Raw genomic sequence first — 20,721 nt, forward strand, 5'->3', positions numbered from 1 at the left:
GCCAAGGCACGCTCACAACCGACAGTCGGCGCACGACTGGAAAACGTTCTCGATCGCGCTCGATTCGGCGCAAGCGGAAAAACGTTTTGCTAAGAATGAATTAGGCGGCGAGTGCAAGCGTTCGTCGCTTCTGCCTGAGGTCGATGACGGCGCGGGCCGGATTTTTTTTCTGCTGGCGGGAGATCGAGCGGACGGGCGCCGGCGTCCGTTTGCGAGCGCTAGGTTTCTCGGCGCCTAGTGCCAGGTTCCCGTCAACTCCACTTTACGCAAGTCCTTGATCAATGGCACCAGACGCTTGGTCGGTACCCGCCCCTCGGTCAGGTGGTCGAGCAACTCCTGAACTTGGAGCACGCGCGGCACGCCATCGTCGTCATACAGAGGTTCGTTGATCTTCCACGCGAACTCGACGAAGGGCGAAACGACTCGCCATTCTATCGATTTGGCCCAATTCACGTCGAAGTTGGTCCCTTTGGGCTCCTTAGCTACCCGCTCTGCCAACGTCTGCGCCTGTTCGACTTTTGCGGTGATGAATCCTTTTCTCTTCTCGAACACGCTCGGCTTGCCGACCTCGGACGTCGAGCGGCAACTCGTAGGACCAACATTCGATCAGGACGGGGCGATCGCCTAGGCGCACTGCGGCGTCGACTTCGCGCGGGTTGCCTTCCTTCCATTTGATCTCTCCTTCGAGGCACAGATCGAGACCGCGAGCCCGGATCGCGCTGCGGACCGAGTTTTCGAAGCTTTCGCCACCGCCGGGTGCCTTCCGCAGACCGAAGAAGATCGTCTGCAGAAGCGGAATGATCGCGGCGAGATCGATCATGAGTTTGCCCATGGAGGGGAGGAGAATCGGACGCTTGCCTCCGCTCCAGAGTCCGATGTTCTTCTGGGCCGCCTCGCTCAAGGATATGAATTCGAGGGCGCTCCGCACGACGTCGACCGGAAATATCCTTTCGTGCTGCAACGCCTTCGCGTACCAGACCGCTTCGCTCGCGAATTCGTCCAAGGTGAAGTTGACCATGGTGTAGCCGCGAAACAGCAGGTTCGTGAAGTTGCTCATCGTCTTGTCTTGGCGTTCCGCCATCGAGAGGCGTTGCATCGTTACCCCGACATAGGTGCCGAAGAATGCAGCTGCCCAGACGACGAAGAGCACCGCGTCGAGTTCGATGCCGTACTTGAGCTTAAATGGTTCGGTCATGAACGCGTTCTCCGCGCGGAATTGATTCAATGAAAACGAGCCGATGTCGAAGTTGGTAGCGCCATGCCCACGTCCGAAAGGTGCGGTCAGCGTGGTTCCATACGGAATACTCCCTGGCCTGCGGGTTCGGTCGAAGCTGCGCGAAGTTGATCTTGTCGCCGCGTTCAGCATCGCTCTCGCCTGCGTTCGCTTCGTCGATCCAGGTACCGAGTCGCGTCCGAAATCCGAAGCTCTCGCTGTTCCTCTCGCCATAGAGTTCGAACGATAGCGGATGGGCGGCCACGTCCTTGTATCGGTGCGAACCGAGCTCGGCGTCCCACTTGACCATCGAACCCTTCCAGATGGACCTCATCGCTGCCGAGGCCCACCAGTATTCGTAGCAGAAGCCTTCAACGGCGAAGACGTCGCTCAGATCCGATCGACGAAAGTCCGTCATGACGATATCGCCACGGCTGCGCAACGCCTGGTACGCCTTCTGAGCTTTCAACTTTCCTCCGAGCGCCTCGGTCATCGCTTCGTACCAAGCGCCATCGAGAAAAGTTTGCAGTCTCGTTCGCATGACAGGTCCGAGATCGTCGGCCCTGTTGACCGCCCCATGTTTCGCGTAGGCGAGTTCGGCGATCCGGCGCACCAGCGCGACAGTCGCATCGTCGTTCTTCATGTTGTGCGCGTCGGCAAGCATCGGTCGAAGACGCCGATGAAGATGAATCCAGAATCCGGGCGAGTGATTGCGCGCCAGTATCGCGATCTCCGCTTCGGCGTCGACGAAGCCGAGTTCGTCCAATTTCTCGAGAAGGCGGGAGGCGCGATTCAGGCCGGTCGCGCGGAGCGGTGGCTGACCCGCGACCAGGCCGCTCAGTTGCTCGGGATCGACGAGACCACCGTCTGGGGGCTGGGCAAGAACGGATTTCTGCCGAAGAGGGAAGGGCAAGTGGCGATGTTTTCGCGTGCGGACGTGGAGCGCGTCGCGCAGCGATGCGTATTCGGTCCCGAGATGATCCGCCGCAGCGTCTTCAACCAGAAGGCCCAGCTAAATCGCTGGCTGAAATCGGTAGGCGTGCTGCCTGTGACATCGTTGAGGGACGGGAAGGGCAAGGTGTACGACCGCGCCGAGTTTGAGGGCGCGTTGCACCTGCAGCCCGAGCCGCTCGAGGAGGTCGCTCCGGAAAAGCGGCAGAACCACCGCCTATCGCAGAAGGACAAGGAGGAGGCCGTGGCCGCCGTCAGAAGCGGCCTGACGCCCGACCACGTCGCCAAGCGCATGGGCGTGTACCACAGTACGGTCGCCAAGTGGGTCAAGGAATTGGAAGCCACCGGCCGAATACGCCCGGGCGGCAAGCTCGAGCCGTACGCGAACCGCATCGCCGAGATGATCAAGGCGGGCCCCTTGCGAAGCACCTACGCGTTGCACGCCGAATTTATGAAACGCGAGCAGATGAAGGTTGCATACACTCGCTTCTCGAGGTTCATCGTCGATCTGGGGTTCGTCCGCGATCCGCAGACCAGGTGCCTGCAACGAGAGGACCCTTACCGGACTGTCGATCAGACGTGATCCCAGAACTCGGGCCGACGTTCTGTCTCCGGCGGCGCAGGCGCGCCGTCGACGATCGCATGCCACCCCGGTGCAGCGGCCTAGCGGTGCGTTGACTCTCGACGCCCGATCTTGGGCGGCTCGAGCAGCACTTCCTTCAAGCGATCCCCGGTGGCGACGACGACAACGAAATTGAGTTTGCCGTCCTGCTTCATCAGTCCGCCAGCGAGCGCTTTTCCCTCCGCCGCTTTCTCCGCGACCCGCACCGCATCCGACAGGTCCTGCTTGATCCACTTCAGGGCGACGACCTTGGCGAGATCTTCTCGATCGAGTTCCTTCAATGACGATGCAATCTCGCGCTGCGACACGCTCCCGGTGCTCGCATCAATCACGTTCTCGTAGATATGCTCGTTCTTGACCGTGCGTACGCGGTAAACGGGCGGACCGGATATCTCGAAGTTGACGTCAGCGGTCCTTGAGCCGTCGTGCAAGCGCTCGGCGATCGTCATCGCCTGATCCAGCGGCACGCGGGTGGTATGGAACTGCTCGATCACTCGGCGGATGGCAGCTTCGTCGACATCGTCCTGCGCGGCAGCGCTTTGCTGTGCAGCGTCGGAAGGAGCTTGGGTGATGTCGGCCATCGCTCCCGTCCCGGTCAGGGCGGCGGAGCAAACCATGAGCGCAAGCAACTGCATTTTTGGCATCGGATAGTCCTTTGGTGTTCATTCAAAGATGGCTGGGCGATTAGTTCGGCGACCATGCGGTTCGGCAATGGCGGCGCTCGCGGATCGATGAACCGCAGGCAGCAAGCCCGTTGCGAAAGCGGGATGCAGATCGTGCCGCCGCTTTACGGGATGCGCTTGAGCGAGTTTACGCTCTCGCGCCCCGATCTCCTCTCGACCGGCGGTTTGGCGTGCGTGGTCGTGAACGTCGGGCTGCGACTGCGCTAGGCTTTGCCGAAGGCGCAGATCAGTCGGCTGTGTCGGACTGCCGTCACTACTTTCGAGGTGAGTTTCGGGCAGCCGGGATCGAGCTTCGGCAGCGATGTCATGCTCGGCAGCCCTCGCGCGCAGTCCGAACCCGCTGGTATCGATGACGACCGCCTCCGGTGCCTTGGTGTCGGAGCGGATCCGGATCGGCGGCAGCGCAGAACGCGAGTCCGTGAGTGGGCTCGGCGCAGGAGCAGGCAGCGTCCAACCGGCTGCCAGAAGCAGCAAGAGCAGCGCGCCTCCGACCCAGAGAAAATAGCCCCGCAGGGGTAGCTCCGGTTCGACGAGGCCGCTCGCACTTCGTGACAGCATGGATTGCCTGCTCATGGCAGCTCGATCCTGGACATGGCACGAGACCTTCTCATTGTCAGATGCCCCAGGGTCGCGGATGCCGGCGCGCGAGCTGGGCATCGAGATACCCGCGCTCGTCGATCCATTCGACCGGGCAATAGGCCATGGCTTTTGGATCGATCTCGTGCCCGTCCCGCTTGAGGGCTGTGCGCGTGCCCGTGAGGCCGGTCCACACTGGATGGCCGGTGGCCGGATCCGGGTGCATGACGTCGAAAACTTCGATCACGCCGAGCATGTCAGAATTTCCGCCAGGATTGTCGTGGGGTGCAACCGAGCGTCGTCGAAGGCATCCGGAGCCCGGTCGGCTCGCCACATCGCAGGGGCGCGGGCTCCCGGTCGGCAAGCTCGTGAAGCCAGGCGAGTGCCCCGATGGTCACCGTCAGCAGCAGGCTCATGCCCACGAGCGACAAGGCGACGATGAAATTGAGAGATGCGAGTGCGATTCCGGGCCAGGGATTTTCCCTTGCGAGCGTCAACAGCAGGCTTGACATCGTTCCACCATTAAATAAACTATACCGTATATTTCGCATACCGCATGGGTCGCGAAAGTGTCAAGTGCAGAGACTCACAAGCGCGTGTTCGCGCTGCTCGGCCGCGGGGCTTCGGGCCGAGCGACGCTGCGCCGTCGAATGAATCAATCGGTGAAAGGGATCGGATATGTTTAGGAAGCGAGCAGCGCTCGTCGGTGTGACGTTAGTTTCAGTGGCCAGTGCGGCGTTCGCGCAGGAGGACCGCGGCACGGCCGCGCAAAGGGCCGCCTGCGCGCCTGACGCGTTTCGCCTATGCATCGGCTACATTCCCGACCCCACCGGTGTGGAAGCCTGTCTCCGGCAAAGAAGGTCGGACCTGAGCGAAGCTTGCGGGGCCGTCTTCGACCAGGCAGCCGCCGCAGCCTCGATCAGAACGATGGAAGCGCGTCGGCATCGCGGCGCAAAAGATGAGGAGTGATCGCATGAACACGATCTATTTCCCCGCTTTCGCCGCGTTCGGAGGCTCGGCCTTCGGAGCGATTTCCACCATCGTCACGGGGTGGGCGACCCGTCGTCGGAGGGTCCGCGAACGCCATCATGCTCACGCGTTCATCAAACGTGAAAAGCTGTATCGATGCTTCATCGAGGAGGCGTCCCGGCTGTATGCGGACGCGCTGACCAGCGACAAATCCGAGATTCCGGCACTGGTGAATCTCTATGCGCTGATCGGGCGAATGCGGATACTGTCCGACGACGAGGTGGTCCATGCCGCAGAGCGGGCGGGACGGCTGATCATCGAGACTTACCTGGCACCGAACACCTCGTTCGTCGACCTGCCGGGCTTCCTCGAGGAGATGGATCCGCTGCGTGAATTCGGCGAGGCTTGCCGGCGCGAGGTGCAGGCAATTCCGCCGCATTGAGCCCGAAGATGAACAACACCCAGGGATCACCGGGCGGATCGCCGTGCCCTCGCGAAAGAATCGTGCAGGCCGCCATTCGACTGTACCGGGCCGTCGGCTATCGGAAGACGACCGTTGCGGACATTGCCCGCAGCGCCTCGATGTCCCCGGCGAATATCTACCGGTTCTTTCCTTCCCGCCAAGCGGTCGAGGAGGCCGTGGTGGCAGGACTCCTCGGCGAGGTGTGCGCCGATGCGGGAATCGAGGCCCGCAGTGGTGTCTCCGGTGAAAAGCGTCTGGAAGCCGCTCTTTGGACGATCTCCCAGCGTCATGAACATAGGCTGGCGCAGGATGCGAGGCTGCACGAACTGGTGGTTGCCGCAGGACAAGCGAATTGGCCGGTCGTCTTGTCTCACGCCGACAGGGTTCGCGGCCTGGTCCGGTCGATCATTGCGGCCGGGCAGGCGAGTGGCGAATTCCGGGCAGGAAGCCCGACGGCGCTGGCCCGCTGCACGTGCGAGGCGATGGGTGCATACCTCGATCCGTCGCGCATGAGAACGATGGCTGGTAGGGCGGCCTTCGACGAGATGATGAGCTTCTGCTCGGGCGCGCTCCGCAGCGCCGCGCCGGCGCAGGTCGCCGGCCAGCCGCTGCACTACCGCGCGACGTGCCGGGCCTAGCGTCCGGCGGAGGCCCGCTTCAAGGCGTCCAATCCGCCTCGCACGCCGACAGGAAAAACCGGACGCGTTCCCGCACGAAAGACGGCAACTCCCGTCGCAGGTCTTTCGGCGTTTCCCCCACCAGCGAACGGAAGAGCATCGGGAGCAGGATCAGATCCAGGAAGATCTGAGCGGTGGCGATGCTGCGCTTTCCGGTGAAGGGACCTTTCGGTGCGCGCGCGACCTTCTGGGTCGTCTCGTTCAGCAGCTGAGAAATGGCGCCGACGGAACGATCCCGCGCGGCGTCGTGGACGTTGCGGCTCAACTCCGGGAAACGCTGCGCTTCCGCGATGGTGGCGCGAACCATCCCTAGAGATTCTTCGATTACCTTCTCCACGATCGCGGTGCCCAGGCTCATGAGCTTGTCCTGCAGGGTGCGGCCCTCCGGCTCGAAGCCTTCGAAATCCGACAGGCCGCTGATGGTCCGGGCCACCACCGCCGCGAACAGGGCCTCCTTGCCCTGGAAATGCGCATAGATCGTCGGCTTGCTCGCAGGGGCCAGCTCGGAGATGTCGTCGATGCTCGCGCTGCGATAGCCCTTGTCGAGAAAAAGCTGCTGGGCCGCATCGAGGATCCGAGCCTGGACGTCGCCGGCGAATTCCTTCGCCGGTCGGCCCCGTTTCGGGGTGGTCTTCTTCGTCATCGACGGTCTCCCAATCACGAGTCTGTGCGTACGCAGAAGCCACTTGACATAGGCGGCACGGAAAGGCAAGAAAAAGAAAATATACGGTATAGTTTGATTAACGCTTTGCAGCGCCTTCGGGTGATCGGGGCCGCAAAAGCCTGCGCGCCGCGGCCGATCATCCGATCCACTTCAGGAGAACGCAGTGCCGGTTTTGAGCCAAGATTCGCATCGTCTGCCGGAAGGCGTCTTGTTGCGGGAATCGCACCACAGGGTCGCGGACGGCGTCGCCTCGGCGCTCGATCTGGTCTCGGCTGCGATCGTCCGGGCCGAAGGGGCCGAAGCGAAGGCCGCCTTGAGCGATGTGGCCTCCCTGCTGCACGGACATGCCGAAGTGCATCTGATGCTCGCACGGCCTGAAGGCGAAGCCCTCGTCGATGCCGCAGCGCACGTCCGCAAGTTGGGCTGCGCGATGCGCCGGTCCCGACTGGACGGCATGAAGATCCAGCTGATCTTCGACACCGAGTGCGTTCCCCTTCAGTCGGAGCGGTGCTGGCGGCTTGGTCTGATCGTCCATGACCTGATCGCGAGCGCGGCCAAACACGCCTGTTTCGATGCGCGTGCCGGTGAGATCAAGGTCAAGCTGGCCCGCCGCGGCGCACTGGTGAACTGCATCGTTCTGGACAACGGCTCGCGTTCGGTGCGGTCGGATTCCGGACGGCGGGTTCGGACCGACAACGACCTGGCCAGGAGCCTGGGCGGTCGGATCGAGCAGGGTTTCGGCAGCGAGTTCACGTCGATCGTTCTCTCGTTTCCGCTGACCGAACGCGAGCGGCAGACGAATTGGGGGATGGCGACGCGGCGCATGAGATTGACTCGGCCCGTCAAGGCCAAGGCGGCCGACCCCGCGCCTGTTCCTTCGCCTGCCCCCGTCTCGCACCAAGCCAATCAACCCGTCGCAGCCAAGCCGGATCCGAAACCGTCCGATGCCTTGGGTCAGCTGTTCGCATCCTCCAACCGCATGGTCGCGCTATGAAACCTCCCTGTCCCAAATTCGTCCGTGACAAGAGCTTGATGAGGCCCGTCGGCGGACTGACGCTCGCGCTCGTCGCCGCCGCGCTCGCAGGCTGCGACGATCACGCGGCCGCTCCCGCTGCCCGCGCCGCCTTCGTGCGCACGGAAATCGTGCAGCCGAAGGATCGGCAAGCCTCCATCACCTTGACCGGTGAGGTCCAGCCTCGCTTCCGCGCCGATCTGTCGTTCCGTGTCAGCGGACGTGTGATCGCGCGCTTCGTCGAAGTCGGGACCCACGTCGAGGCGGGCGAAGTGTTGGCACTGCTCGACCCGGCCGAACAGGAGGCCGATGTCGATGCCGCGACGGCCGCAGTGCTGGCGGCTGAAGCCCAGCTTCGTGTGGCGAAGACGACTTTCGAGCGCCAGAAGTCGCTGATCGCAAGCGGCTTCACCACGCGCACGGCCTACGACCAGGCGCAGGAAGGATTGCGAACCGCTGAAGGTGCGCTTGAATCGGCGCGAGCGTTGCTGGGGACGTCGAAAGACGCCCTCGGCTACACCGCGCTGCGGGCCGAGGCAGACGGCGTCGTCACCGCCCGCAACCTCGAAACCGGTCAAGTCGTACAGGCGGCGCAGCCGGTCTTTTCGCTGGCGCAAGACGGCGAACGGGACGCGGTCTTCGATGTGTACGAGTCGCTGTTTCTTGGAAATGGCGACGGCGGCGACGTTTCGTTGAGGCTGGTGGCCGACTCGGGCGTGACCGCGAACGGCGAGGTTCGAGAGATCTCTCCGGCCGTCGATCCGAGGAGTTCGACCATTCGGGTGAAGGTGGCGATCAAGGCTCCGCCCCCCACGATGACGCTTGGAAGCGCCGTCGCGGGAACGGTGAAAGTGAAGGCCGAGCGGCAGGTCGCCCTGCCATGGAGCGCCTTGATGGCGGCGGGCAACAGACCCGCGGTCTGGACCGTCGATCCGGCGACGCGGATCGCCTCCCTGAAGCCGGTGATCGTCGGTGGGTACGAGGCCGGCGAAGTGTTGATCAAGGCCGGTCTCGAGCCGGGCGAGCGAGTGGTGGTGGACGGTGGCAAGCTCCTGAGCGTGGGCCAGCCCGTGACTTACGAAGGAGATCACTCATGACGAGCCCCGTGACTATGGCGGGCGCGCTGGCATGTGCGCTTGCGCTTGCCGGATGTCAGCAGGAAGCGAAGGCGCCTGAGCCCACGCGTCCCGTCCAATCGATGCTTCTCGAAGCCGATCATTCCGCCGATACCGTCGCAGTAGGCGTCATCGAGCCGCGCTACAAGACCAATCTCGGGTTCCGCGTGCTGGGACGCCTGACGAGCCGTCCCGTCTACGTCGGTGATCTCGTCAATGAGGGACAGACGATCGGCACCATCGACGCGACGGCCCTCGAACTCGCCGTTCGCGCCGCCAAAGGACAGCTTGCCAAGGCCGAGGCGCAGTTCGCGACGGTTCGAGCGACGGAGGAACGGCAGCGGACGCTCATCACCACCGACGCCACCACGAAGCAGACTCTGGACAATGCCGAGCAGGCGCGCGCCGGCGGCGAAGCAACGGTAGCGCGCGAACAGGCAAATCTGACGAAGGCGATGGAGCAGCTCGGCTATTCGCAGATCAAGGCCGACTTCGCCGGCGTGGTCACAGCGATCGGCGCAGAAGTCGGCCAGGTGGTGTCCCCTGGTCAAACCGTGGTGACGATCGCGAGGCCGGACGTTCGCGAAGCCGTCGTCGATATCGGCGAGGACTTTCCGCTGCCGCTGGAGATCGGGCTGCCGTTCACGGTCTCCCTACAGCTTCTTCCGGCTGTTCAGGTGCAGGGGACCGTCCGGGAGATTGCGCCCCAAGCCGATGCGGTCACCCGATTGCGGCGCGTCCGGATTGCCCTCGACAGTCCCCCCGACAGCTTTCGGCTTGGCGCGACCGTGACCGCCAGACTCGACAGGGCTCAACCCCGGGCCCTGCACGTTCCTGCCTCGGCGCTGCTCGCCAAGGAGGGCGCAAATTTCGTCTGGTTGGTCGATCAGACCGCCAACACGGCCTCGCTGCAAAAGGTCGATGTCGTTGCCGATCCAACCGGTCTCCGCGTCGTCGGCGGTCTTGCCCCCGGCGCCCGCGTCGTTACCGCCGGAATCCACAGCCTCAAGCAAGGACAGCAAGTCCGCATCGAACGGGATCAGAAGCCATGAAGTCGTTCAACCTCTCCGACTGGGCGCTCGGTCATCGTTCGCTCGTCTGGTATTTCATGATCGCCTTCATGGCGGCGGGCCTGTTTGCCTACCTTCAGCTGGGCCGGCAGGAGGACCCAGACTTCACCATCAAGACCATGGTGATCCAGGCGCAGTGGCCGGGTGCCTCGCCCGCGAAGATGACCCGGCAGGTCACCGACAGGATCGAGAAGAAGCTCGAGGAGCTGGAATCGCTCGACTACACCAAGAGCGTCACCGTCGCCGGCCAGACCACCGTCTTCGTCTATCTGCGTGACACCACCAAGGCCGCCGACGTGAAGCCGACCTGGATCCGGGTCCGCAACATGATCGCAGACATCAAGGGCGAGTTTCCGCAAGGGGTGATCGGGCCGGGCTTCAACGACCGCTTCGGCGACGTGTTCGGCAACATCTATGCGTTCACCAGCGACGGCTTGAGCCAGCGTCAGCTGCGCGATCACGTCGAAGACATCCGCGCCAAGGTGCTGACCGTGCCGGACGTCGGCGAGGTCGACATTCTCGGTGCGCAGGACGAGGTGATCCATCTCGAATTCTCGACCCGGAAGATCGCGGCCCTTGGCCTCGACGTCCACGCCATCATGGCCTCGCTGCAGGGGCAGAACGCGGTCGCGCCCTCCGGTGTGTTCCAGGAAGGGCCGGAGCGGATCAGCGTGCGGGTGAACGGCCAGTTCACCTCGGAGGCAAGCCTGAAGGCGGTCAACCTCCGCATCAACGACCGCTTCTTTCCCCTGACCGACGTCGCAACCATCACGCGGGGCTACGCCGATCCGCCCAGCACCCTGTTCAGGTACAGCGGCGAGCCCGCGATCGCGCTGGCCATCGGCATGAAGTCCGGCGCCAACCTGCTTCACTTCGGCGAGGGGCTGAAGGAGGAAATGAGCAAGATCATCGCCGACCTGCCGATCGGCGTCGGCGTTCACCAGGTCGCCGATCAGCCCGTCATCGTCGAGCATGCCGTCTCCGGCTTCACGGAAGCGCTGTTCGAGGCCGTGATCATCGTGCTCGGCATCAGCTTTCTCAGCCTGGGCTTGCGCGCAGGCCTGGTGGTCGCCGTCGCGATCCCGCTGGTGCTCGCCATCACCTTCGTCGTGATGGCCTATGCCGGGATCTCGCTTCAGCGAATTTCGCTTGGCGCGCTGATCATCGCTCTGGGCCTGCTGGTCGACGACGCCATGATCGCGGTCGAAATGATGGTGGCGCGGCTAGAGATCGGCGAGCCCCTGGAGAAGGCCGCGACCCACGTCTATACGTCGACCGCGTTTCCGATGCTGACGGGCACCCTGGTCACGGTGGCCGGGTTCATTCCGATCGGGCTCAACAGCAGCAATGCCGGCGAGTTCACCTTCACGCTGTTCGTGGTGATCGCCGTCTCCCTGATCGTGTCCTGGATCGTCGCGGTGCTGTTCACGCCGCTGCTCGGCGTCACGATCCTGCCCGCCAAAATGAAGGGCCATCATGGAGAGAAGGGCCGCGTGGCGCAGATGTTTGCGCGTCTGCTTCTGTTCTGCATGCATCATCGCTGGACGACCATCTCGGTGACTGCCGCAGCCTTCCTGGTCGCCTTGTTCGGTCTTCAATTCGTGCAGCAACAGTTCTTCCCGTCCTCGGACCGCGCCGAACTCGTGATCGACTGGAACTTGCCGCAGAACGCCTCCATCGCCGACACCAACGTGCAGATGGCGCGGTTCGAGCGCGAACAGCTTCAGGACAACCATTCGGTCGATCACTGGTCGACCTATGTCGGGACCGGCTCGCCGCGTTTCGTCCTGTCTTTCGACGTGCAGACGGCCAACACCTGGTTCGGCCAGATGGTGGTCGTGACCAAGGGCGGCATCAAGGCGCGTGACCAGGCCAAGGCGCAGTTCGAGGCCTTCCTGAAGAAGGCGTTCCCCGGCACCGACACCTACGTCAAGCTGCTCGAGGTCGGTCCTCCGGTGGGGCGTCCTGTGCAGTACCGCTTGAGCGGGCCTGACATCGCCAAGCTGCGGGATCTTTCGCAGAAGCTTGCGGGGATCGTCCGGAGCAGCCCCGATCTGGGCAACGTCGTGTTCGACTGGATGGAGCCTGCGCGGGTCGTCAAGGTGGACGTTCTCCAGGACAAGGCGCGCCAACTCGGCGTGACCTCGGAGGACATCGCAACCACCCTGAATTCGGTGCTCGAGGGCACGCCGATCACCCAGGTGCGCGACAGCATCTACCTGGTCAATGTCACGGGACGGGCGACCGCGGCGGAACGAGCGTCCATCGATACTCTGCGCGATCTACAGTTGACGGGCGTCGGCGGTCAGTCTGTGCCCCTCGGGGCCGTGGCTAACCTGCGTTACGAGCTCGAGCAACCGACGATCTGGCGGCGCGCGCGGATCCCGACCATCACGTTGAAGGCGGGCGTCGTCGGCAGCGCGCAGCCCAAGACGGTGGTCGATCAGCTCGCGCCGAAGGTGGCGGAGTTCACCAAGGAGCTGCCGGCGGGCTATTCGGTGAATCTCGGCGGCTCGGTGGAGGAGAGCGCCAAGAGTCAGGCGCCGATCGTGGCTATCGTTCCGCTCATGCTATTCGTCATGGCGACGGTGCTGATGCTCCAGCTGCAGAGTTTCCATCGTCTGTTCCTGGTGTTTGCGGTCGCCCCGCTCGCCGTGATCGGCGTCGTCATGGCTCTGTTGCCGAGCGGAGCACCCCTCGGCTTCGTTGCCATCCTCGGCGTTCTCGCCCTGATCGGCATCCTGGTCCGAAACTCGGTGATCCTGATCGTGCAGATCGAGGACCTCAGGGAAGAGGGGCGCCCGGCATGGAACGCCGTGGTGGAGGCGACCGAGCATCGCATGCGGCCGATTCTGCTGACCGCCGCCGCCGCAAGTCTCGCACTGATCCCGATCGCGCGCGAGATCTTCTGGGGCCCGATGGCCTACGCGATGATGGGCGGCATCATCGTCGGCACGCTGCTGACGCTGTTGTTCCTGCCGGCACTGTATGTGGCCTGGTTCCGCATTCAGCCCGATCTCGACCACGAAACTTCGGCTGAGGAGCCTGCCGTGCCTGCGCACGACGCCCCCCGTCCGGAGGCGCCGACGCCGGCACCCGTTCCCGCGTCCAAGCCGACGCCGGTCCTCGAAACACAGTCCTGAGAGAGAGAACGCCATGAAACGAATGACACTGATGCTGTCGCTCACCGCGACGCTCGCAACATTGACGCTGTCGACGCACGCCGCGTTCGCGCAGTTTCCGCCGCCGCCCCCGATGGCGGGACCTCCGCCGATTGCAGCCGGTGGTCCGCCGCCGCTGGCAGCCGGGGGCCCTCCGGCCTTTGCGGCTCGTCCTCCGATGGGACCCGGCGTTGCGCCGCGTGCCGGCCTCGCCGGCGGGGCGCCTCGTCTCGGTGCCGGACCTGCGCCGCGCGGCGATCTCGCCGGCGTCGGAAGGGGCGGACCGGCGAACGCCACCCGTGCCGCATCGGCCGGCTACGGCCGCTTCGGCGGCTATGGCCGTTACGATGGATCGCGGTACGGCTATCGCGGTGCGTATGCGGCGAGCGCCTACGCGGGGGCCGCGGCGGGCTATGCGTATGGACGCGGCTACTCGTCCGAGGGCGACTGCTACTACACCTACACGCGCCACCGCCGCGTTCTGGTCTGCGACTGACAATCACGAAAGTCCGTCCTTTGGGGTTGCGTCGGCCTGCCGAGCGGAGCGGCGGCTGACGACTCCGCACCCGGGACGCATCAGCTGCAGCACGCGCATGTGAACGCGAGTGTCTTGACCATTTAATAAACTATACCGTATAGTTCATTAAATGATTGGCTATACGGGCCCGGTAGGCCGAACGAGCCGCTGGCTTGAACAACCGCAAATCAAGGGCAAGAACCATGAACTTTCAGCCTCGACAAAACCTCGCGACCGCCGACCGGCGTCTGCCGTTCGATTGCATCGCCCTGCTGCTGCAGGGCGGCGGCGCGTTGGGGGCCTACCAGGGAGGCGTCTACGAGGCGTTGGCCGAAGCCGACATCCATCCCGACTGGATCGCGGGCATTTCGATCGGGGCGATCAATGCCGCGATCATCGCCGGCAATCCGCCGAACGTCCGGGTCGATCGGCTCCGCGAGTTTTGGACGCAGGTGACGCTCGACGCGCCGTTCACCGATCTGATGAACGGCGATCACACTCGCAATTTTCTCAATCAGGTGAATGCGGGCTTTGCTGCGGTGTTCGGGGCGAACGGATTCTTTTCCGCGCGGCCGTTCGCGCCGTGGCTTCAAGCGGGTGGAACGCTTGCCGCCACCAGCATCTACGACACCAGCGCGCTGAAGACGACGCTGGAGCGTCTCGTGGATTTCGACCGCATCAACGCCGGTGTGACGCGGTTCAGCGCAGGGGCCGTGAACGTGAGGACCGGCAATATGGTTTATTTCGACACTGCAACCCATACCATCCGGCCGGAGCACATCCTGGCGAGCGGTGCGCTGCCGCCGGGCTTTCCGGCCGTCGAAATCGACGGCGAACAGTATTGGGATGGCGGGCTCGTATCCAACACTCCGTTGCAGTGGGTGATCGAGTGCGGCGCCCGACAGGACACGCTTGTGTTTCAGGTCGATCTCTGGAGCGCGCGCGGCCAGATTCCGGGCAACATGGCGGAAGTGATCACTCGCCAGAAGGAGATCCAATACTCCAGTCGCACGCGGGCGAGCACGGACCAGTTCAAGAGCCTGCACCGGTTGCAGCGAGACCTGGCGGCTCTCTTGAGCAGGTTGCCTGAAGATCTGCGCGATCAGGAGGACGTCAAGCTGCTCAGGACCGCTGCCTCCAACAACGTGCATAGCCTGGTCCACCTGATCTATCGCGCGCGGGACTACGAAGGCCACTCCAAGGACTACGAGTTTTCCCGTCTGTCGATGCAGGATCATTGGCGCGCCGGCTATCACGACGCCTTGCGCACCCTTCGGCATCCCGAGGTGCTGGCCCGCCCGACGAGTGCGGACGGCGTCTCCACGTTCGATCTTGAGCACGACGGTCGCGAATAGGCCGGCTCTTCCCAATCACAGGACAATTCAAATGCACGAGAGTGAAGTCGTGAGGCGTGCGTTCGCCATGCCGCTGACGAATCCGGCATATCCGCCGGGACCGTATCGTTTCGTCGACCGCGAATACCTGATCATCACCTATCGCACCGATCCGGCGAAGCTGCGATCGGTCGTCCCGGCTCCGCTCGAGCTCGACGAACGCGAAGCGCTGGTCAAGTACGAGTTCATCCGCATGCCGGATTCCAACGGTTTCGGCGACTATGCCGAGAGCGGCCAGGTCATCCCCGTGTCGTTCCGCGGTCGCAAGGGCGCCTACACCCACTGCATGTTCCTGAACGATGAGGGACCGATCGCGGGCGGCCGGGAGCTCTGGGGCTTTCCGAAAAAGCTTGGCCAGCCAACGTTGCGGACCGAGCTCGATACGCTGATCGGTACGCTGGATTACGGTCCGCTGCGGGTAGCGACCGGCACGATGGGATACAAGCACCGCGAAGCCGACGTGGCGCAGGTGAAGGCCGCGCTGCAGGAGCCGAACTTCCTGCTCAAGATCATTCCGCACGTCGACGGCAGCCCGCGGATCTGCGAGCTCGTCGAATATCACCTCGAGCAGCTTGTCTTGAAAGGCGCTTGGACCGGACCCGCCGCTCTCTCCTTGACGCCCCATGCCCTCGCTCCGGTGTCCGATTTGCCGGTGCTCGAGATCGTGTCCGCGGTTCACATCCGCGCAGACCTTACGCTGGGATTGGGCAAGGTCGTTCACGATTATCTGCAGCAGCCGGTCCGACGTCCGGTCGGGAGCTACGAGCGAGCCCTTGTCACCTGAGTGACGGTCTCGACGGGCTGCGTAGGTCCGGCAACACCGCGGCGAGGAGCCGCAGCACCTCACAAGAAGGAAAGACCAAATGAGTATACTGAAAGGTAAAGTCGCAGTCGTGACCGGCTCAACCAGCGGCATCGGTCTAGGCTATGCTCGTGCTTTCGCTGGCGCCGGGGCCAACGTCGTGCTCAATGGAATGGGGGCGCGGGCCGATGTCGAGAACGAGCGCTCGGCGATCGAGAGGGAATTTGGCGTCAAGGCGGTCTATTCGGCTGCGGACATGGACAGCCCGGACCAGATCGCCGAGCTCATCGCGCTGGCGGAAAGCACCTTCGGCAGCGTCGATGTCCTCGTGAACAATGCCGGCGTCCAGCACGTCGCCCCTGTCGAGGAGTTTCCGGTCGACAAGTGGAATGCGATCATCGGGATCAACCTGTCGTCCGCCTTCCACGCCATCCGTGCAGTCGTGCCCGGCATGAAGAAGCGCGGCTGGGGTCGGATCATCACCACGGCCTCGGCGCATTCGATCGTCGCTTCGCCCTTCAAGTCGGCCTACGTCGCCGCCAAGCACGGCATCGTCGGACTCACCAAGACGGTGGCGCTGGAGCTCGCCCGGTCCAAGATCACCTGCAACTGCATCAGCCCCGGATATGTCTGGACACCGCTCGTGGAGAAGCAGATCCCGAACACGATGGTGGCGCGCAACATGATGAGGGATGAGGTGATCAGCGAGGTTCTGCTCGCGGCCCAGCCGACGAAGGAATTCGTCACGGTGGAACAGGTAGCTTCGCTGGCGCTGTTCCTGTGCAGCCAGGACGCCGCCCAGATCACCGGCGCCAACCTTTCCGTCGACGGCGGCTGGACGGCCGCATAGCCCCAGAAAAACGTCAGAGACCGAGAGGGGGTTCGCGAAGAATTGCTCGCGAACACCTGCGTTTGATCAAGCGCCGGTGCTCCGACCTATGACCCCTTAGTACCAACATCAAAAAATCATGTGGAGAGAAGATCATGAACAAGCGACTAATCGCGAGTGTCGTCGGCTTTGCGTGCCTTACCATGGCGACGGCCGCCGAGGCCCGAACCTCTTACGATGGATCCTGGAATCTACTTTTCGTCACGCAGCGCGGCAGCTGTGATCCGACCTACAGCTTTACGGTGAACATAAACGACGGCTTCGTCACGCATCCCAATCTGGTGAAGTTTGCCGGCCACGTCGGACGTTCGGGCGCGGTTCACGCCTCGGTTACGGTCCACGACAAATATGCGGCAGGCTCCGGGAGGCTGACGCGAGACGCCGGCCGCGGGAGCTGGAGTGGCCACGCAGCAGGCGCGCGCTGCTCGGGATATTGGACCGCTCAACGAAACGGGTAGGAAGCAAGGTACGGCATTTGGCTCCGAAACCGCTCAGACCCTGCATCGGCGCTGCGTTTGCGAACCGGCGCCTCGCGCCGGTGCGGGGCAATGGACGCGGAGCGGCGAGGCTAGTTGATCCTGGTCAAGGTGGAGCAGGCGCAGGGTGCGTACGCTGATCGCATCGATGAAACCGATGGATACGAGCGATGAGCACGCAAGCGAACTTTCAGTCCTGGGCTAAGGAGCGGCTCGACGAAATGGAAGCTACGCTCACCTTTCTCGATGGCAAAGCGGGGGAGGTGCAGGCGGAGCTTCGAGCCAAGGCCGACGAACTTCGCACCGACCTTCGCGCCACGCAAAGTGAATTCCGAAATACGGTCAAGAAGCACGCCGAGGCGAACGAAGCGGCCTTCGTTGCCGCCAAGGCAAAACTGGAAGTGGATTGGAAGGCTTTCGAGGCCGATGTGGCGAAATACGTCGATGGCTTCAGCAAGCGGGTCGAACAGCAGAGGGCCGCATTCGAGGTTCAGGCCGCAGCCCAGCTGAACGCCTGGCGCGAAGCGGCCGACAAGATCGCCAGCGATGGCAGGCAGTTTGCCGCAGAGCGTCGGGCCAAAATAGACGAGGCGGTGAAGCGCATGAAGGCCGACGCGGCCGAGGCGGAGGGAAAGCTCCAAAAGCTAAGCCAGGCCGGAGCGCAGTCATGGTCCGCCCTGATGGTGGCTCTGGCCGAAACGCGGACCAACTTCGATCGCGCCAACCAGGCCGCCCAGGAAGCGTTCAAACGAGCAGCCTGAGACTGGTACCCTTCGGGGGAGACTGCCGCGAGGCGGTCTCCCCCGGCTCACTCTTTCGCAGGCCGGCTCAGACGGTCGGCGCTCTCCGCAGCGCATCGAGAGCGGCAGCTCGGCGAGGCCGACTTGACGCTGGCCCGCTGCAGCGTCTGGATGTCGCGCTCTCGGGCTCGAATCCGCCCGTGCAAGCGGGCGGATGTCGTTCCGGATCCAGTGCAGCTTTCATAGCGCGCTGAGGTCGTCCGGGACTTCGCCGAAGTGGCAGAGGACTCAAGGAAATCAATGCCTTATGAGCTGCGACTCGCATCTAAACTCAGACATTCCCAATCGACTCGTTCTTAAGGTCAGTTCCGCCTCGCTCTGTCTGCGTCGGGTCTTGATCTTTCAGAGGGTTAGGCGCCCCGTTCTCAATGTGGCGGCATATTTGAACGCAAGGCGCGCCTTTTCGCGCCGTGATCAGCATTTGCCTGTCGCTTGCAACCGCGCGCTTCGGCGTGCGAGCGCAATCGCGAAAAGTGAATCGCGATCAATGGGCTAGACTCAACTCCTCCGAGCTCACGTGAGTTCGGATGAGAAACAGCCTTCACTTCAGGTGCGGGAGGTTTTGCGAGTCGCATCAAGGACATCGACTTGAATGCTGAGGCACTGATCCAGCAGCTTCACGCCTTGCTGCATCAGGCCTGTTGCGACGCTCCAAGGCGCGCATCCCCATAAAGCCCGGACCAGCTCAATATTTCCTTAAACGCCGGCGCAGCCCATGCGGCTTGCCATGATGTGGCCGCTCAGCGTCAGCAGCTCATCCAGCTTGGGCTGGCAATGACGTGCAGCCGCGCGGCCTCCTGCGCTTGTCACGCCCCGGCGGGGATGCTGAAGTGCCGTCCTCGATTGTGGTGTGTAGGAGCCGGCGCCGATGGACAGAATTCTCGCAGCCGCAAAGGCGATCGCGCTGGCGCGCCGCAACCATGCGCCGCTCGCGCCGCTCGAAGTTCCTCCGGCCGATGAAGCCGAGGGCTATCAGGTCCAGCGCGCGCTGCACGATCTGCTGCTGCCGCATGCCGGCCCGCTGGTCGGCTACAAGATCGGCTGCACCAGCCAGGTGATGCAGGATTACATCGGCATTCCACACCCATGCGGCGGCGGCGTGTTCCAGAAGGGCGTGCACGACAGCGGTGTACGGCTCGCGGCTGCCGACTATGTCCGGGTCGGCGTCGAATGCGAGATCGCGGTGCGGCTGAAGCGCAATCTCGCCGCCGGCGAGGCGCCGTTCACGGCCGAATGGGTCGGCGAAGCCGTCGAGGCCTATCATCCCGCGATCGAGATCGTCGACGACCGTTATGTGAAGTGGGAAACCATGGGCGCGCCGACGCTGATCGCCGACGATTTCTTCGCCGCTGGCTGCGTGCTGGGCGAGGTCGTGCCGCGCTCGTCGGTGCCTGACCTGAATGCGATCAAAGGCCGCGCCATCGTCAACGGCGAAGAGGTCAGCCATGGCACCGGCGCCGACGTGCTCGGCCATCCCCACAACGCACTCGCCTGGCTCGCCAACCATCTCGCCGCCGAGGGCAAGGGTCTGCACGCGGGACAGCTCGTTCTCACCGGGAGCCTGGTGAAGACGCTGTGGCTGAAAGCCGGCGACAAGGTGCGGATGGAGCTGGACGGGCTGGGCACGGTGGAGGCGGAGTTTACGTGATCTCTCCGCGTCATTGCGAGCAAAGCGAAGCAATCCAGAGTCCCTCCGCGGTGGCAGTCTGGATTGCTTCGCTTCGCTCGCAATGACGGAGGCTAGGGCAGCGGTGTCGCTACGATCGCGCATTGGCCAGCTGTATGCAACCGTCGCCAAAATACATGCGGCCCTCGCCAGGGGAGCTAGCGAGGGCCGCGTCGTACATCGTCGTCCGCGCCTAGGTTCGCGAACACGATGTGGGAGCTCGGGAGAAGTTAGAAGGGCAGCAGCACGTCCATGACTTGCTGGCCGTAGCGCGGTTGCTGCACGTCCATGATCTGGCCGCGGCCGCCGTAGGCGATGCGGGCCTGCGCGATCTTGGTGGAATCGATGGTGTTGTCGCTCTGGATGTCTTCGGGGCGGACGATGCCGGCAACGATGAGCTCGCGAATTTCGTAGTTGACGCGGATTTCCTGCTTGCCTTCGACCACGAGGTTGCCATTGGGCAGGACCTGGGTGACGACCGCCGCGACGTTGGTCTGCAACGCTTCCTTGCGGTCCACGCTTCCTTTGCCCTCGCTGGACGCGGTCGAGTCGGCGGTGAGGATGCGTCCGGGCAACACCTTCTGCGCTTGGGCGCCCAAGGTCTTGGCGCCGATGAAGTCGGTGATTCCGGAATCTTCCTTGTTGGTGCGGCTGCGCTGGGTGTCGTTTTCGATATTGGCCTTGTCGGTGATGTTCACGGCCACCGTCAGGATATCGCCGACCTGATGGGCGCGCTGGTCCTTGAAGAAGGCGCGGCTGCCGCTGCGCCACAGCGAGTTCGGATTGTAGGAGGCGACCTCGGGCTTCGGCATCGGCATCTGCACCGGCTTGTAGCCGGGCTGCGTCGTCGGATTATCGATCGCCGACAATTTCGGCTGCTCGCCGATCTGCGACAGGCGGTCGATCGAAGAGCAGCCGCTCGCCAGCGCGCAAGTCGCCAGCAGCAGGGCAGAGATCGCGATGCGACGGGGACGAAAAGCCGAACTGAACGTGGACATGAC

Annotated in this window: 23 protein-coding genes; 14 read left to right on the forward strand and 9 right to left on the reverse strand. The window is 63.6% G+C overall.

From position 1 onward, the window contains the following. Positions 1-234: 234 nt before the first annotated feature. Genes ABIB66_RS11180 through ABIB66_RS11190 form a run of 3 tightly spaced genes read right to left on the reverse strand, consistent with a single transcriptional unit; the run spans position 235 to position 1,856 of the window. On the reverse strand, positions 235-498 hold the full coding sequence (locus ABIB66_RS11180) for a hypothetical protein (RefSeq protein WP_354254843.1): 264 nt from the start codon (positions 496-498) through the stop codon (positions 235-237). Continuing rightward, complete coding sequence (locus ABIB66_RS11185) at positions 479-1,195, reverse strand: hypothetical protein (protein ID WP_354254844.1); 717 nt, start codon at positions 1,193-1,195, stop codon at positions 479-481. Before ABIB66_RS11185 ends, ABIB66_RS11180 begins: the two co-directional genes overlap by 20 nt. Next, a complete protein-coding gene (locus tag ABIB66_RS11190) occupies positions 1,179-1,856 on the reverse strand; it encodes a hypothetical protein (RefSeq protein ID WP_354208420.1) in 678 nt (225 codons plus the stop codon). Before ABIB66_RS11190 ends, ABIB66_RS11185 begins: the two co-directional genes overlap by 17 nt. Before the next feature lie 36 nt (positions 1,857-1,892). Between ABIB66_RS11190 and ABIB66_RS11195 the strand changes: the two genes are divergently transcribed. Further along, on the forward strand, positions 1,893-2,747 hold the full coding sequence (locus ABIB66_RS11195) for a helix-turn-helix domain-containing protein (protein WP_354208421.1): 855 nt from the start codon (positions 1,893-1,895) through the stop codon (positions 2,745-2,747). A gap of 80 nt (positions 2,748-2,827) precedes the next feature. Here ABIB66_RS11195 and ABIB66_RS11200 read toward each other — a convergent pair whose 3' ends face one another. The 4 genes from ABIB66_RS11200 to ABIB66_RS11215 are packed head-to-tail and all read right to left on the reverse strand — an operon-like array spanning position 2,828 to position 4,557. Continuing rightward, the gene (locus ABIB66_RS11200) at positions 2,828-3,430 is read right to left on the reverse strand and encodes a PepSY domain-containing protein (RefSeq protein WP_354208422.1); all 603 of its coding nucleotides are present in this window, start codon (positions 3,428-3,430) and stop codon (positions 2,828-2,830) included. A gap of 18 nt (positions 3,431-3,448) precedes the next feature. Beyond that, the gene (locus ABIB66_RS11205) at positions 3,449-4,042 is read right to left on the reverse strand and encodes a hypothetical protein (RefSeq protein WP_354254845.1); all 594 of its coding nucleotides are present in this window, start codon (positions 4,040-4,042) and stop codon (positions 3,449-3,451) included. 40 nt (positions 4,043-4,082) lie between these two features. Beyond that, a complete protein-coding gene (locus ABIB66_RS11210) occupies positions 4,083-4,301 on the reverse strand; it encodes a hypothetical protein (RefSeq protein ID WP_183259300.1) in 219 nt (72 codons plus the stop codon). A gap of 1 nt (position 4,302) precedes the next feature. Then, positions 4,303-4,557, reverse strand: a complete 255-nt coding sequence (locus tag ABIB66_RS11215) for a hypothetical protein (protein WP_354065377.1) — start codon at positions 4,555-4,557, stop codon at positions 4,303-4,305. A 461-nt stretch (positions 4,558-5,018) separates the two neighbouring features. Between ABIB66_RS11215 and ABIB66_RS11220 the strand changes: the two genes are divergently transcribed. Together ABIB66_RS11220 and ABIB66_RS11225 are read left to right on the forward strand one after the other, a co-directional pair. Then, positions 5,019-5,456, forward strand: a complete 438-nt coding sequence (locus ABIB66_RS11220; RefSeq protein WP_354208424.1) for a hypothetical protein — start codon at positions 5,019-5,021, stop codon at positions 5,454-5,456. Positions 5,457-5,464: 8 nt separating this feature from the next. After that, the gene (locus ABIB66_RS11225) at positions 5,465-6,115 is read left to right on the forward strand and encodes a TetR/AcrR family transcriptional regulator (RefSeq protein WP_354065379.1); all 651 of its coding nucleotides are present in this window, start codon (positions 5,465-5,467) and stop codon (positions 6,113-6,115) included. A gap of 19 nt (positions 6,116-6,134) precedes the next feature. On the opposite strand, the gene ABIB66_RS11230 is transcribed toward ABIB66_RS11225, so the two are convergent. Next, on the reverse strand, positions 6,135-6,797 hold the full coding sequence (locus ABIB66_RS11230) for a TetR/AcrR family transcriptional regulator (protein ID WP_162479041.1): 663 nt from the start codon (positions 6,795-6,797) through the stop codon (positions 6,135-6,137). 343 nt (positions 6,798-7,140) lie between these two features. On the opposite strand from ABIB66_RS11230, the gene ABIB66_RS11235 reads away from it, so the two are divergent. The 11 genes from ABIB66_RS11235 (at position 7,141) to ABIB66_RS11285 (ending at position 19,702) form a co-directional block, all read left to right on the forward strand. Continuing rightward, positions 7,141-7,812, forward strand: a complete 672-nt coding sequence (locus ABIB66_RS11235) for a sensor histidine kinase family protein (protein ID WP_354208666.1) — start codon at positions 7,141-7,143, stop codon at positions 7,810-7,812. Between the two features lie 38 nt (positions 7,813-7,850). Beyond that, a complete protein-coding gene (locus tag ABIB66_RS11240; RefSeq protein ID WP_354208425.1) occupies positions 7,851-8,927 on the forward strand; it encodes an efflux RND transporter periplasmic adaptor subunit in 1,077 nt (358 codons plus the stop codon). Next, the gene (locus tag ABIB66_RS11245; protein ID WP_354208426.1) at positions 8,924-9,997 is read left to right on the forward strand and encodes an efflux RND transporter periplasmic adaptor subunit; all 1,074 of its coding nucleotides are present in this window, start codon (positions 8,924-8,926) and stop codon (positions 9,995-9,997) included. Before ABIB66_RS11240 ends, ABIB66_RS11245 begins: the two co-directional genes overlap by 4 nt. Next, positions 9,994-13,158, forward strand: a complete 3,165-nt coding sequence (locus ABIB66_RS11250) for an efflux RND transporter permease subunit (protein WP_354254846.1) — start codon at positions 9,994-9,996, stop codon at positions 13,156-13,158. Before ABIB66_RS11245 ends, ABIB66_RS11250 begins: the two co-directional genes overlap by 4 nt. Positions 13,159-13,171: 13 nt before the next feature. After that, positions 13,172-13,672 (forward strand): hypothetical protein, encoded by a 501-nt coding sequence (locus tag ABIB66_RS11255; RefSeq protein WP_354208428.1) that lies wholly within the window; start codon positions 13,172-13,174, stop codon positions 13,670-13,672. A gap of 224 nt (positions 13,673-13,896) precedes the next feature. Then, positions 13,897-15,048 carry a DUF3734 domain-containing protein gene (locus ABIB66_RS11260; RefSeq protein ID WP_354129325.1) on the forward strand — a complete coding sequence of 384 codons (1,152 nt, stop codon included), beginning with the start codon at positions 13,897-13,899 and terminating at the stop codon, positions 15,046-15,048. Positions 15,049-15,079: 31 nt separating this feature from the next. Further along, positions 15,080-15,871 (forward strand): acetoacetate decarboxylase, encoded by a 792-nt coding sequence (locus ABIB66_RS11265; protein ID WP_354254847.1) that lies wholly within the window; start codon positions 15,080-15,082, stop codon positions 15,869-15,871. Between the two features lie 79 nt (positions 15,872-15,950). Beyond that, positions 15,951-16,739 carry a 3-hydroxybutyrate dehydrogenase gene (locus tag ABIB66_RS11270; protein ID WP_354208430.1) on the forward strand — a complete coding sequence of 263 codons (789 nt, stop codon included), beginning with the start codon at positions 15,951-15,953 and terminating at the stop codon, positions 16,737-16,739. A 134-nt stretch (positions 16,740-16,873) separates the two neighbouring features. Next, positions 16,874-17,236 carry a hypothetical protein gene (locus ABIB66_RS11275; protein WP_085401384.1) on the forward strand — a complete coding sequence of 121 codons (363 nt, stop codon included), beginning with the start codon at positions 16,874-16,876 and terminating at the stop codon, positions 17,234-17,236. A 188-nt stretch (positions 17,237-17,424) separates the two neighbouring features. Next, on the forward strand, positions 17,425-18,015 hold the full coding sequence (locus tag ABIB66_RS11280; protein ID WP_354208431.1) for a hypothetical protein: 591 nt from the start codon (positions 17,425-17,427) through the stop codon (positions 18,013-18,015). Positions 18,016-18,922: 907 nt separating this feature from the next. Further along, positions 18,923-19,702, forward strand: a complete 780-nt coding sequence (locus ABIB66_RS11285) for a 2-keto-4-pentenoate hydratase (RefSeq protein ID WP_354208432.1) — start codon at positions 18,923-18,925, stop codon at positions 19,700-19,702. Positions 19,703-19,950: 248 nt separating this feature from the next. Here ABIB66_RS11285 and flgH read toward each other — a convergent pair whose 3' ends face one another. After that, positions 19,951-20,718 carry a flagellar basal body L-ring protein FlgH gene (gene flgH, locus ABIB66_RS11290; RefSeq protein WP_018456424.1) on the reverse strand — a complete coding sequence of 256 codons (768 nt, stop codon included), beginning with the start codon at positions 20,716-20,718 and terminating at the stop codon, positions 19,951-19,953. Between the last annotated feature and the right edge of the window lie 3 nt (positions 20,719-20,721).

Source organism: Bradyrhizobium sp. F1.13.3, from assembly GCF_040548265.1.
GTDB lineage: Bacteria > Pseudomonadota > Alphaproteobacteria > Rhizobiales > Xanthobacteraceae > Bradyrhizobium.

What these genes read in the sequence shown, in the direction of transcription:
- ABIB66_RS11250 (WP_354254846.1), top strand. Translation starts at nt 9,994, where the DNA reads ATGAAGTCGTTCAACCTCTCCGACTGGGCGCTCGGTCATCGTTCGCTC.
- ABIB66_RS11275 (WP_085401384.1), top strand. Translation starts at nt 16,874, where the DNA reads ATGAACAAGCGACTAATCGCGAGTGTCGTCGGCTTTGCGTGCCTTACC.
- ABIB66_RS11190 (WP_354208420.1), bottom strand. Translation starts at nt 1,856, where the DNA reads ATGAAGAACGACGATGCGACTGTCGCGCTGGTGCGCCGGATCGCCGAA.
- ABIB66_RS11195 (WP_354208421.1), top strand. Translation starts at nt 1,893, where the DNA reads ATGAAGATGAATCCAGAATCCGGGCGAGTGATTGCGCGCCAGTATCGC.
- ABIB66_RS11225 (WP_354065379.1), top strand. Translation starts at nt 5,465, where the DNA reads ATGAACAACACCCAGGGATCACCGGGCGGATCGCCGTGCCCTCGCGAA.
- ABIB66_RS11265 (WP_354254847.1), top strand. Translation starts at nt 15,080, where the DNA reads ATGCACGAGAGTGAAGTCGTGAGGCGTGCGTTCGCCATGCCGCTGACG.
- ABIB66_RS11260 (WP_354129325.1), top strand. Translation starts at nt 13,897, where the DNA reads ATGAACTTTCAGCCTCGACAAAACCTCGCGACCGCCGACCGGCGTCTG.
- ABIB66_RS11220 (WP_354208424.1), top strand. Translation starts at nt 5,019, where the DNA reads ATGAACACGATCTATTTCCCCGCTTTCGCCGCGTTCGGAGGCTCGGCC.
- ABIB66_RS11210 (WP_183259300.1), bottom strand. Translation starts at nt 4,301, where the DNA reads ATGCTCGGCGTGATCGAAGTTTTCGACGTCATGCACCCGGATCCGGCC.
- ABIB66_RS11255 (WP_354208428.1), top strand. Translation starts at nt 13,172, where the DNA reads ATGAAACGAATGACACTGATGCTGTCGCTCACCGCGACGCTCGCAACA.
- ABIB66_RS11270 (WP_354208430.1), top strand. Translation starts at nt 15,951, where the DNA reads ATGAGTATACTGAAAGGTAAAGTCGCAGTCGTGACCGGCTCAACCAGC.
- ABIB66_RS11185 (WP_354254844.1), bottom strand. Translation starts at nt 1,195, where the DNA reads ATGACCGAACCATTTAAGCTCAAGTACGGCATCGAACTCGACGCGGTG.
- ABIB66_RS11245 (WP_354208426.1), top strand. Translation starts at nt 8,924, where the DNA reads ATGACGAGCCCCGTGACTATGGCGGGCGCGCTGGCATGTGCGCTTGCG.
- ABIB66_RS11200 (WP_354208422.1), bottom strand. Translation starts at nt 3,430, where the DNA reads ATGCCAAAAATGCAGTTGCTTGCGCTCATGGTTTGCTCCGCCGCCCTG.
- ABIB66_RS11215 (WP_354065377.1), bottom strand. Translation starts at nt 4,557, where the DNA reads ATGTCAAGCCTGCTGTTGACGCTCGCAAGGGAAAATCCCTGGCCCGGA.
- ABIB66_RS11230 (WP_162479041.1), bottom strand. Translation starts at nt 6,797, where the DNA reads ATGACGAAGAAGACCACCCCGAAACGGGGCCGACCGGCGAAGGAATTC.
- flgH (WP_018456424.1), bottom strand. Translation starts at nt 20,718, where the DNA reads ATGTCCACGTTCAGTTCGGCTTTTCGTCCCCGTCGCATCGCGATCTCT.
- ABIB66_RS11280 (WP_354208431.1), top strand. Translation starts at nt 17,425, where the DNA reads ATGAGCACGCAAGCGAACTTTCAGTCCTGGGCTAAGGAGCGGCTCGAC.
- ABIB66_RS11240 (WP_354208425.1), top strand. Translation starts at nt 7,851, where the DNA reads ATGAGGCCCGTCGGCGGACTGACGCTCGCGCTCGTCGCCGCCGCGCTC.
- ABIB66_RS11285 (WP_354208432.1), top strand. Translation starts at nt 18,923, where the DNA reads ATGGACAGAATTCTCGCAGCCGCAAAGGCGATCGCGCTGGCGCGCCGC.
- ABIB66_RS11205 (WP_354254845.1), bottom strand. Translation starts at nt 4,042, where the DNA reads ATGAGCAGGCAATCCATGCTGTCACGAAGTGCGAGCGGCCTCGTCGAA.